The following is an 11,825-nucleotide window of genomic DNA, read 5'->3' as shown; positions in this document are numbered from 1 at the left end:
ACTTAAAAACTGAGCGCAAGTTGATCCCGGTCGTTTTTCATGAAATTTTTCTCATATTTCACGTAAATTGTTTTCAAAAGCCAAATAAAGTTCGCCGATTTCGATAAGCACAACTGTCAATCATCAGCTTTTCGTTTCGGCGCAGGAGAATCGGCAGGGGTGACAAGCGTGGAAACACATCGTTACACGTGTTGACACCAAGCTACGCCGAATGATTTTATTGGCATCTTGGAAAACCGTATGCATCAAGCAAGTGCAACCCGCGTCGACCAAACCCGTCGCTAGCCGACGCCAACGGCAGTGCCGCGATCCGGCCTGCCGTTTTAAACCCTGGGAGTTTTAAAAATATGAGAGAGAAGAATTTGTCCCGTTCAATCCGGATGATCTGCCTTGGCGGCGTCGCCCTTGCGGTGCAGGGTGCTTATGCCCAGGACACGCAGCCCGCGCCGATGCAGCGCGTCGAGGTCACCGGTTCGCGCATTGCCTCGCCGAACGCGGAGTCGCCGTCGCCGCTGCAGGTGCTGACCGCACGGGACATCGCCGCCTCGGGTGCCAACAACCTGCAGGACCTGCTGCTGCAAAACCCGACCCTGGGCACGCCGACCTACAGCCGTACCAACACGGCATTCCTGACGTCCGGCGCCGGCGTTGCCACCGTCGACCTGCGCAACCTGGGCACCTCGCGTACCCTGGTGCTGGTCAATGGCCGCCGCTTCGTGTCCGGCGTGCCGGGCAGCGCCGCGGTCGACCTGAACGCGATCCCGACCGACTTCGTCGAACGCGTCGAACTGATGACCGGCGGCGCCTCGGCGGCCTACGGCTCGGACGCCGTGGCGGGTGTGGTCAACATCATCACCAAGCGTAATTTCGACGGCCTCACGATCGACGCCCAGGGCGGCGAGAGCTCGAAGGGCGACAGCGAGAAGCGCAAGCTGTCGATCACCTTCGGCAGCAGCAACGACAACGGCTTCCTGATGGGCCACATCGGCTTCACGCGCGACGGCCAGGTGTGGTCGCGCAACCGCGAAGCATCGGCGGTCGACCAGTCGTCGAAGATGGTCGTCGACACCGGGGATCCTGCCGACGCCTTCGTCGCGGTCCGTCCGACCTACTCCAGCTACGCGCCGCAAGGCCGCTTCACCTACACGGGCGCCAACGGCAAGACCGGCAGCTACACCTACGACGCGAACGGCAACCCGATCCCGTTCGTCTCCTCGGTGTCCGGCTTCAACCGTTCGTTCTATCGTTCGATCGCAGTGCCGGTCGACCGCTTCGTGCTGGCCCTGAACGGCGAGCGCAAGATCGACGAGCACAACAGCGCCTTCATCGAAGGCACCTACGTCTCGACCCGCTCGGGCAGCGTGATCGAGCCGTTCGCGCTGAGCTCGGCCGACATCTTCAGCAACGCCCAGGTGCCGGCCGGCACCATGGTCAACGGCACGCTGGTGAAGAACCCGCTGGTGCCGCAATACCTGTACGACCGCATCAGCGACACCGACGGCGACGGCATTCCCGACTACTCGTTCACGCGCCGCATGGCCGAAGTCGGCACCCGCAGCAACAGCGTGGACCGCGATACCTTCCGCCTCGCCACCGGTTTCAAAGGCGACTTCCACGCGTGGAAGGACTGGAACTATGAAGCGTATGTGTCGTACGGCCAGACCAAGGAAGCCCAGCAGTCGAGCGGCCAGGTCAACGTCCTGAACTTCCGCAACGCACTGAGCGCCATCCCCGATGCGAATGGCAACCCGGTGTGCGCGGACGCCAACGCGGTCACCCAGGGTTGCGTGCCGATCAATATCTTCGGTTTCAACTCGATCAGCAAGGAAGCGCTGGCCTACGTGAACGCGCCGGGTTCGCTGACGACCCGCACCACGCAGAAGCTGGCTGGCGGCCACATCGACGGCGAAATCTTCGACCTGCCGGCCGGCCCGCTGGGCATCGCCGCCGGTGTCGAGTTCCGCAAGGAATACTCGGAATCGACGCCTGACGCGCTGACCCAGGCCGGCCTGAACGCCGGCAACGCGACCCCGCCGACCCAGGGCGAATTCAGCGTGCGCGAAGCCTTCGTCGAGGCCCACGTGCCGATCCTGAAGGACCTGCCCTTCATCAAGGAACTGAGCCTGCCGATCGCGTTCCGCCACGGCGACTACTCGTCGGTGGGCAGCACCAACAGCTGGAACGCCGGCTTCGAATGGACCGTCGTCGACGACGTCAAGCTGCGCGGCACCCGCTCGCTGTCGACCCGTGCGCCGGACATCAACGAGCTGTACCAGGCTCCGAGCCAGGACTTCCCGACCGGCCTGACCGACCCGTGCGAAGGCGTGACCGCGACATCGCAAGGCGTGTACGATGCACGCTGCCGTGCCGATCCGGGCGTGGCCGCGAACATCGCCAAGAACGGCCAGTTCACGAACACCCTGGCCGACCAGCAGGGCGTCAGCGGCTACAACCGCGGCAACCCGAACCTGCACGCGGAAAAAGGCCGTTCGACCACCCTGGGCGTCGTCTGGACCCCGCGTTCGATTTCGATGCTGAAGCGTTTCACCTTCACGGCTGACTACTTCAACATCAAGATCGCCGACGCGATCGTGTCGACCCCGCGCCAGTTCGCGCTGACCGGCTGCTACAGCGGCACGAACCCGGCCATGTGCCAGTTCATCACCCGCTGGCCGACCGCGAACGGCGCCAGCAGCGCCGGCGCCCTGCGCTACATCGACACCGCCGTGTCGAACAGCGGCGGCAAGGCCACCTCGGGCATCGACCTGACCGCGGCCTGGACCGACCGCGTCGGTCCGGGCACCCTGTCGACCCGCCTCGCGTACACCTACGTGAAGACCGGCTACGACGTGCCGCTGCCGGGCGCGGACCGCGATCCGTTCGCCGGTGAAATCGGCGCGCCGAAGAACAAGGCGAACCTGAACCTGGGCTATCGCTGGAAGGACCTGAACGTCAACGCCACGTTCGACTACATCGGCCGTTCGTCGCTGGACGACCAGTTCCTGTCGGGCTTCGACCTGCCGGCGAACTCGCTGCAAGTCGGTTCGCGCACCTACACGAACATGCAGGTGTCGTACCAGCTGATGAAGAAGACCGAGCTGTACTTCGGCCTCGACAACGCGTTCGACGTCAAGGCGCCGCCGATCATCTCCGGCCTGCCGGGCGACGTGACCGGCACCGAGACCGACGGCGGTACCTACGACCCGATCGGCCGCCGCTGGTACGCAGGTATCCGCGTCAAGCTCTGATCGACCGCCTCTCCGGCACGCCCGCGTGCCGGACGCGCCAAGCCGCCCGCCCTGCGCGGGCGGCTTTTTTTTCGGCGCACGGCGACGCGGCGCCACGTTTGCCGCCCGGCTTACGCGGCGGGCGTCTTGGCGGTATCATGCGCCATCGGCCGGCCCGGCAATGCGGCGGCGCGGCCCAACGAAAGTGAACATGGCTATCAAACTCAAGACAGACAAAGACATCGCGAAAATGCGCGTCTCCGGCCGGCTGGCGGCCGAGGTGCTGGAAATGATCGGCGAATACGTCGTCCCCGGCGTCTCCACCGAGGAACTCGACCGGCGCTGCAACGAATACATCCGCAAGGTGCAGAAGGCCACGCCGGCCAACGTCGGCTACCACGGCTTTCCCAAGACCCTGTGCACGTCGGTCAACAGCGTCGTCTGCCACGGCATCCCCGCGCCCGCCGAGATCCTCAAGGACGGGGACATCGTCAACATCGACGTCACCGTGATCAAGGACGGCTGGCACGGCGACACGAGCCGCATGTACTTCGTCGGCACGCCCAGCCCGGAAGCAAAGAAGCTCGTCGACACGACCTACGACGCCATGATGGCCGGCATCCGCGCCGTGCGCCCGGGCGCGCGCCTGGGCGACGTCGGCCATGCGATCCAGAAGCTGGCGGAAGCCGCCGGCTATTCGGTCGTGCGCGAGTACTGCGGCCACGGCATCGGCAAGGTCTACCACGAAGACCCGCAGGTGCTGCACTACGGCCGCCCGAACACGGGCATGCTCATCAAGGAAGGCATGACCTTCACCGTCGAACCCATGATCAACCTGGGCGATTCGGACGTCGAGCAGCTCGACGACGGCTGGACGGTCGTGACGCGCGACCGGTCGCTGTCCGCGCAGTGGGAACACATGATCGCGGTGACGAAGAACGGGTTCGAGATCCTGACGCCGTGGCCGAAGACCAAGTAAAAAACGCGACGTAGGATGGGCTCCCCGAGCCCACGCGCGACGTTTGCAGTCTGCTTGCGTTACGCGTGGGCACAAGGGTGCCCACCCTACGTAATCCGCACAAATGAAAAACGCTCCCGAGGGAGCGTTTTTCATGGATGCTGCGCCGGATTACTTGGCGTTCATCAGCGCCACGGTGGTGTCCAGCATGCGGTTGCTGAAGCCCCACTCGTTGTCGTACCACGACGACACCTTCACCAGGCGGCCCGACACCTTGGTCAGCGTCGCGTCGAAGTTCGACGACGCCGGGTTGTGGTTGAAGTCGACCGACACGAGCGGCTCGGTGTTGTACGTCAGGATGCCTTTCAGCACGCCTTCCGATGCGTCCTTCATCAGCTTGTTGATCTCTTCGACCGTCGTGTCGCGCTTGGCGATGAACGACAGGTCGACGATCGACACGTTGATGGTCGGCACGCGGATCGCGTAGCCGTCCAGCTTGCCGTTCAGTTCCGGCAGCACGAGGCCGACGGCGGCGGCGGCGCCGGTCTTCGTCGGGATCATCGACTGCGTGGCCGAACGGGCGCGGCGCAGGTCTTCGTGCATCACGTCGGTCAGCACCTGGTCGTTGGTGTAGGCGTGCACGGTGGTCATCAGGCCGTTTTCCAGGCCGATGGCATCGTTCAGCGGCTTGACCAGCGGGGCCAGGCAGTTGGTGGTGCAGGAGGCGTTCGAGATCACGGTGTCCGTCGACTTCAGCACGTCCTGGTTGACGCCGAACACGATGGTGGCGTCGACGTCCTTGCCGCCCGGTGCCGAGATGATGACTTTCTTGGCGCCGCCCTTCAGGTGGGCCGAAGCCTTTTCCTTGGTGGTGAAGAAGCCGGTGCACTCCAGCACGACATCCACGCCCAGCTCGCCCCACGGCAGTTCGGCCGGGTTGCGCTGCGCGTACACGCGGATGCGGTCGCCGTTGACGATCATGTAGTCGCCGTCGACTTCGACGGTGCCCGGGAACTTGCCGTGCGTGGTGTCGTAACGGGTCAGATGGGCGTTGTGCTCGACATTGCCGAGGTCGTTCAGCGCCACGATCTGGATGTCCTGCTTCTTGCCGCCTTCGTAGAAAGCGCGCAGCACGTTGCGGCCGATGCGGCCATAACCGTTGATTGCTACTTTGATCGTCATTTATTCACTCCTGATTAAAAAAATCCTAACACCGAAGCATAGCGTGAAACCCGCCGTACGGACAGTCACCGGTCCGTGCGGCGGGCGCAATCCATCAGGCCGCGAGAACGGCCTTGACCTTGGCGACCACGTTCTCGACCGTGAAGCCGAAGTGCTTGAACAGCACCGGGGCCGGGGCCGATTCGCCGAAGGTATCGATGCCCACCACGGCACCTTCCAGGCCGACGTACTTGTACCAGAAGTCCGTCACACCAGCCTCGACGGCCACGCGCGGGATGCCGCGGCCCAGCACGGCAGCCTTGTAGGCCGCGTCCTGGCGCTCGAACACGTCGGTCGACGGCATCGACACCACACGCACCTGGATACCCTGGCCAGCCAGGGTTTCGGCGGCTTTCACCACCAGTTCCACTTCCGAACCCGTCGCGATCAGCACGGCGGCCGGGTTCTGCGCGTCGCGCAGCACATAGCCGCCCTTCGCGATATTGGCGACGGTCGCCGCGTCGCGCTCCATGAACGGCAGGTTCTGGCGCGAGAAGATCAGCGTCGACGGGCCGTCCTTGCGCTTGACCGCTTCGCCCCAGGCGACGGTCGATTCGGTCGTGTCGCACGGACGCCAGTTGTCCAGGTTCGGGATCAGGCGCAACGACGAGACGTGTTCGACCGACTGGTGCGTCGGGCCGTCTTCGCCCAGGCCGATCGAGTCGTGGGTGAAGACGAACAGCGAACGGAGCTTCATCAGCGCGGCCATGCGCAGCGCGTTGCGGCTGTAGTCCGAGAACGTCAGGAAGGTGGCGCCGAACGGGATGAAGCCGCCGTGCAGGGCGATGCCGTTCATCATGGCGGACATGCCGAATTCGCGCACGCCGTAGTTGATGTGGTTGCCCGGCGTGCCCGAACGCAGCGGGATCGATTCCTTCCAGTTGGTCAGGTTCGAGCCGGTCAGGTCGGCCGAGCCGCCCAGGAATTCCGGCAGCACCGGCGCCAGCGCCTGGATCGCGTTCTGGCTCGCCTTGCGGGTGGCGATGGTTTCCTTCTTGTCGATCGTGGACGCGATGGCGTCAGCAAGCGTCTGTTCGAAATGACCGGGCAGGTCGCCCTTCATGCGGCGCTCGAATTCGGCGGCCAGTTCCGGATACTGCGCGCGGTAGCCGGCGAACACCTCGTTCCATGCGCCCTCGGCGGCGGCGCCCTTCTGCTTCTGGTCCCAGGCGTCGTAGATCGGGGCCGGGATGTCGAACGGGACCGCGTCCCAGATCAGGTGCTCGCGCACCGCGGCGACTTCCTTCTCGCCCAGCGCGGCGCCGTGCACCTTGTCGCCGCCCTGCAGGTTCGGCGAACCCTTGCCGATGATGGTCTTGCAGCAGATCAGCGTCGGACGGTCCGACTTCTTGGCCTGCGCGATGGCGGCATCGACGGCCGCGACGTCGTGGCCGTCCACGTGCGGGATCACGTTCCAGCCGTAGGCTTCGAAGCGCTTCGGCGTGTCGTCCGTGAACCAGCCTTCGACCTTGCCGTCGATGGAGATGCCGTTGTCGTCGTACAGCCAGATCATCTTGTTCAGGCGCAGCGTGCCGGCCAGCGACGCCACTTCGTGCGAGATGCCTTCCATCAGGCAGCCGTCACCCACGAACGCATACGTGTAGTGGTCGACGATGTCGAAGCCCGGACGGTTGAATTCCTTGGCCAGCAGCCACTCGGCCAGCGCCATGCCGACGGCGTTGGCGATGCCCTGGCCCAGCGGGCCGGTGGTCGTTTCCACGCCCGGCGTGATGCCGACTTCCGGGTGGCCCGGCGTCTTGCTGTGCATCTGGCGGAAGTTGCGGATATCGTCCATCGACAGGTCGTAGCCCGACAGGTGCAGCAGCGCGTAGTGCAGCATCGAGCCGTGGCCGTTCGACAGCAGGAAACGGTCGCGGTTCATCCAGCCCGGATTGGCCGGATTGTGGCGATAGTGGCCGTCCCACAGCGCGACGGCGATCTCGGCCATGCCCATCGGCATGCCGGGGTGGCCGGAATTCGCCTTCTGGACGGCGTCCATCGCCAGCGCGCGGATTGCGTTGGCCATCAAGGTGGTGGTTTGCAGAGATTTCATGGGTGTGGTGAAGTCTGAGGATTGGAAAGCGGTGGCACGAGCTGGCCTTAACCGCGTATTTTACCAGAGCACGGTCGGCGGGATTTAAAATGCCGGCTCGTTAACGGTTCCGATTGCCATCCATGCCACGTTTCTACTGCCCCCAGCCGCTCGTCCCCGGCAGCCTCGTCGACCTGCCGGAAGCGGTCGCCCACCACCTGCACGTCGTGCGCCAGCAGAGCGGCGACGAGCTCGTGCTGTTCAATGGCGAGGGCGGCCAGGCGCGCACGCGGCTCGTCGAGATCGGCAAGCGCCGCGCCACCGCCGAAGTCCTCGCGATCGACGCCGTCGACGTGGAACTGCCGTTCCGCGTGACCCTCGCCCAGGGCTTGCCGGAGGGCAGCAAGATGGACTGGATCGTCGAAAAGGCCGTCGAACTGGGGACGGCGGCGATCCAGCCGCTGGCCGCGCAACGGTCCGTCGTGAGGTTGTCCGGCGAGCGCGCCGACAAGCGCCTGGCGCACTGGCAAGGCGTCGTCGTCAGCGCGTCCGAGCAGTGCGGCCGCAACCGCCTGGCCGACGTCGCGCCCATCCAGGACTTCCATCGCTGGCTCGGCCAGGGCGCGGCGGGCGGCGTGCGCATCCTGCTGTCCCCGCGCGCCGAGGCGTCGCTCGCGCAGTGGACAAGGCAGGCGCCGGCGCAGGACGTCACCTTGCTCGTCGGCCCGGAAGGCGGCTTCACGGAGCAGGAAGAAGACGCGGCGCTGGCCGCGGGCGCGCTCGCATTGTCGATGGGGCCGCGGGTGCTGCGCACGGAGACGGCCGGGCTGGCCGCGCTCGCGATCCTGGCCGCGGGCTGGGGCGGAATCTGATGCTTCGATAAGTCAGTAGGGTGGGCACACCGTGCCCACGCAAACGCCGGCGTCACGCGAACGTTACGCGTGGGCTCGGGGAGCCCACCCTACACCTGCACGGCGATCAGAACACGTAGTTCAGGCCGAGGCTGTAGAAGCGACCCACGGCGCCTGCCTGGTGCAGCGAGGCGTTGTAGGCCGTCTGGTTGCCGGCGTTGCCGTAGGTGGCGACGTCGATCGGCGGCTGGCGGTCGAACAGGTTCAGGATCGCGCCCTTCAGGCTCAGGTTCTGCGAGACCTTGTACACGACGTTCAGGTTGGTCGTCGTGAACGAACGCACTTCGCAGTACACGCCCGGCTGGTCCACGCCCTGGAAATAACGGCGGCCACCGACGTCGAGACCGGTCGATGCGCAGTCGTTGGCTTCCAGCGACGGATCCTTGGTCGAGAACGAGCTCGTGTAGTTCATCGTCGCGGTCACGTCCAGCGGGCCGCGGTTCCAGCCCAGGGTGAACTGGGCGCGGTCCTTCGGCGAACCGGTTGCGCCCGACACCACGGACGGACCCTGCGTACCGGCCAGTTCGTACGACACGCCGCCTGCTGCCTCGCTGATGTAGCTGAAGGTGTGCGAAGCGCTCAGGTTGGCGTGCACCAGACCCATGTCGTTCGACAGGCGCCAGCGGTAGCCGACGTCCGCTTCGATACCCGAGGTCTTGGTGCCGCCCAGGTTGATGTACGGCGACTTCGCGTAGATGATCGGGCCGACCGCCGGGGTGCCGACGGTGGTGCCGGTGCCGACGCCGGTCGCGATGTCGACCGGGGTGGCCGGGCCGCGCACGAAGTCGGGCGAGAAGCTCGGGTCGTTGCCGGCCGCCGTCACGATCTGGTTACGGACTTCGATCTTGTAGTAGTCGAGCGTCGCGTTCAGGCCCTTGAGCGGTTCGACGATGATGCCGAGGGTGTACGACTTCGACTTCTCGGGCGACAGGTCCTTGCTGGTGACCTGGACGTACGGCGGGTTCATGCCGCAGGACGAAGGCACGTTGCCTGCGGTGTACTGGTGGCCGTCCTTGCACAGGATCGGGTCGTTGATCGCGTTGAACGTGAAGAACGAACCGGCATTGCCCACCTCGGCCGGGTTCGGCGCGCGGAAGCCGCGGGCGAACGTGCCGCGCACACCGAACATCTTCGACGGCGACCACTTGAACTTGGCCGCTGGCGTGAACGAGTTGCCGTAGGTGTCGAAGTGGTCGTAGCGGCTCGAGACGCCGACTTCGAGGTTCTTGATCGGCGTCGCCTGCAGTTCGGCGAAGACCGCGCTGTTGGTCTCGTCGCCGATCACGAAGGCGGACGTGTTGGCGACCTGACCGTTGGCCGTCAGGCTGGCGGCCGGGGCGTTCTGCTGGCGCTTGTGCCAGTGCACGCCGGCACCCAGGGCGACCGGGCCCGCGCCCCATTGCATCAGTTCGCGCGAACCCACCAGGTCGATGTAGTTCAGCTTCGAATCGAGCGAGTTGGAGAATCGCGGCGAGATCTGGGACACCAGCGCCGGCGAATTGCCGCCCACCGGGTTCCAGGAACCGTTGAAGATCGCGTTGTACAGCGCCAGACGGTCGATGTAGCCGCTGTATTTGAGGTCGAGCTTGGTCTCGGTGACGCCGGCGGCCGCATTCACGTCCCAGCCGTAGGCGCTGCCGTGCAGGTCGAGGGCGAAGCGGGTCGTCTTGGCCGTATTGTCGATGGTCGAGACCGGATCCACGCCCGGGATGAAACCGTACAGGCGGGCCGCGGCGCCGAGCTGGTTGTACGAGGCGGTGGCCGGGATCAGGGTGCTCGGCACGCGCCCGATGTTCGCCACCAGCACGCCGTTGTTCAGCGAGGTGTAGCCGGGGACGGTGGTCGGCGAATAGCTCGGCATGAACGAGCCGAACGTGCCGGTCGTCGGGTAGGAGCTGCCGCGGTTGTTGATGCTGTTACGCTGGAACATCGAGCCCTTGAAGGCCAGTTCCCAGTCGTTGTTCAGCTTCTTGGTCAGGCCGACCATCACGTTGATGTTCTCGGTGGCCGGCTGGATGTTGGTGGTCGTGTCGCGCACCGCGCAACCGCCCGCCATGTATTTCGTGTAGTTGCAGGCGGTCGGGTCCAGGAACTGGAAGTTCGCCGCATTGTTGACGCCGCCGGCGCCGGCCGCGTTGTACAGGAACGGGCTGGAGGTCGCGGTCAGGAAGCTGTTGATGCTGGACGGCACGCCGACGCGCAGGTCGTTGCCGCCGCGCGAACGCCAGTCCGCGTTGTCCCACATGAACTGGTCGCGGTCGGAGGTCTTGATGTCGCCCTGGCGGCGCCATTCGGCCGTGATGAAGGCGTTGTAGCCGTCGTTGTCCAGGTCGCCGATGCCGGTGCTGAACGACGCCTTGTGGGTGTCGCCGCCGCCGTGCTGGGTGGTGCCGCTCTCGGCGCTGAAACGGGTGCCGGTCAGGTTTTTCTTGAGCTTGATGTTGACCACGCCCGCGATCGCGTCCGAACCATAGGTCGACGACGCGCCGGCCTTCAGCACCTCGATGCTGTCGATGGCGTCGAACGGAATGTTGGAAACGTCGACGAAGGAGCGCTGCGAGTCGTCCGACAGCGGATACGGAGCGATGCGGTGGCCGTCGACCAGCACCAGGGTCGCGCCGACGGTCAGGCCGCGCAGCGAGACGCCCTGCGCGCCGTTGGCAAATGCGCCCGAGAAGCCGGAACCGAGGGTACCCTGGCCGTTGGCGGCGAGGTCGTTCAGCAGTTCGCCGATCGAGGTCTTGCCGCTGCGCTGGATGTCCTGTGCGGTCAGCACTTGCACGGGGGCCGGGGTTTCGGTGTCGGTACGGCTGATCAGCGAACCGGTCACGACCACGCGCTGGACTTGCTGGGGCGCGGCACCGTCCTGCGTCTGCGCCATTGCCGGCGCTGCAAGCATGGCACCGCTGGCAATTGCGCAGGAAATCGCAAATGGCATCGACTTCATTTTAAACGTCATGAAAACTTCTCCTTCTCGAATCTCTCAAAGTGGTTTCTTACGTTCACCGAATGCAGACACGATGCTTGCGCGCGGGGGCGGCCATGCTGCGCCGCCCCCGCTTGCACCCCGTGGCCTGCAAAGGCTTTTGGCCTGGTGCGTTTGAACTACATTCACTTACACACTGAATTGCTGTGTTTTTTCATCATTCGCCCTGTAGGACGAACCCTCTCAATTAACGTTTCATCGATATCAAACGTTACTGACGTGTCGATAAAACCATAGCAAAAGCGAAAGTGTCAATAAAACACAATTGTTGAAATGTGTAGAAACAACACATTTTCGAAAAGGAAGAATTAATGTTTTCCGCTGGTGCAACGCAGCACCAGAAAGGGTTTTTCTTTAAACAAATATTGCACCATCGAAGTGAATCATAGCGACCCGTTGTAAATATTCCGCGGATTCAATCCGGGACGATGTTCGACGCACCGCAGCAAGAATTTTCGTCGACGTATGCATATCGCATGAAAGTATGGAC

Annotated in this window: 6 protein-coding genes; 3 read left to right on the top strand and 3 right to left on the bottom strand. The window is 64.5% G+C overall.

Going from position 1 to position 11,825, the window contains the following annotated elements; all coding sequences use genetic code 11:
- The first annotated feature begins 362 nt into the window (after positions 1-362).
- A complete protein-coding gene (locus ACEN9Q_RS02620; RefSeq protein ID WP_495627264.1) occupies positions 363-3,248 on the top strand; it encodes a TonB-dependent receptor plug domain-containing protein in 2,886 nt (961 codons plus the stop codon).
- 190 nt (positions 3,249-3,438) lie between these two features.
- Positions 3,439-4,206, top strand: coding sequence for a type I methionyl aminopeptidase (gene map / locus ACEN9Q_RS02615; protein WP_056438988.1), 768 nt, complete (start codon positions 3,439-3,441; stop codon positions 4,204-4,206).
- Positions 4,207-4,356: 150 nt separating this feature from the next.
- Here map and gap read toward each other — a convergent pair whose 3' ends face one another.
- Both gap and tkt read right to left on the bottom strand, forming a co-directional pair.
- Positions 4,357-5,367, bottom strand: coding sequence for a type I glyceraldehyde-3-phosphate dehydrogenase (gene gap / locus ACEN9Q_RS02610; protein WP_056438985.1), 1,011 nt, complete (start codon positions 5,365-5,367; stop codon positions 4,357-4,359).
- 94 nt (positions 5,368-5,461) lie between these two features.
- Entirely contained in the window at positions 5,462-7,459 is a 1,998-nt protein-coding gene (gene tkt, locus ACEN9Q_RS02605) for a transketolase (RefSeq protein ID WP_056438982.1), read from the bottom strand.
- A 122-nt stretch (positions 7,460-7,581) separates the two neighbouring features.
- On the opposite strand from tkt, the gene ACEN9Q_RS02600 reads away from it, so the two are divergent.
- Complete coding sequence (locus ACEN9Q_RS02600) at positions 7,582-8,310, top strand: 16S rRNA (uracil(1498)-N(3))-methyltransferase (protein WP_495627263.1); 729 nt, start codon at positions 7,582-7,584, stop codon at positions 8,308-8,310.
- A gap of 106 nt (positions 8,311-8,416) precedes the next feature.
- Here the strand turns inward: ACEN9Q_RS02600 and ACEN9Q_RS02595 are convergent, their stop codons facing one another.
- Positions 8,417-11,308, bottom strand: coding sequence for a TonB-dependent receptor domain-containing protein (locus ACEN9Q_RS02595; RefSeq protein WP_495627262.1), 2,892 nt, complete (start codon positions 11,306-11,308; stop codon positions 8,417-8,419).
- Positions 11,309-11,825: the final 517 nt, after the last annotated feature.

The sequence above is a fragment of the Massilia sp. Masssp93 genome, from assembly GCF_059491295.1.
This window is presented reverse-complemented; position numbering and strand designations above follow the sequence as displayed.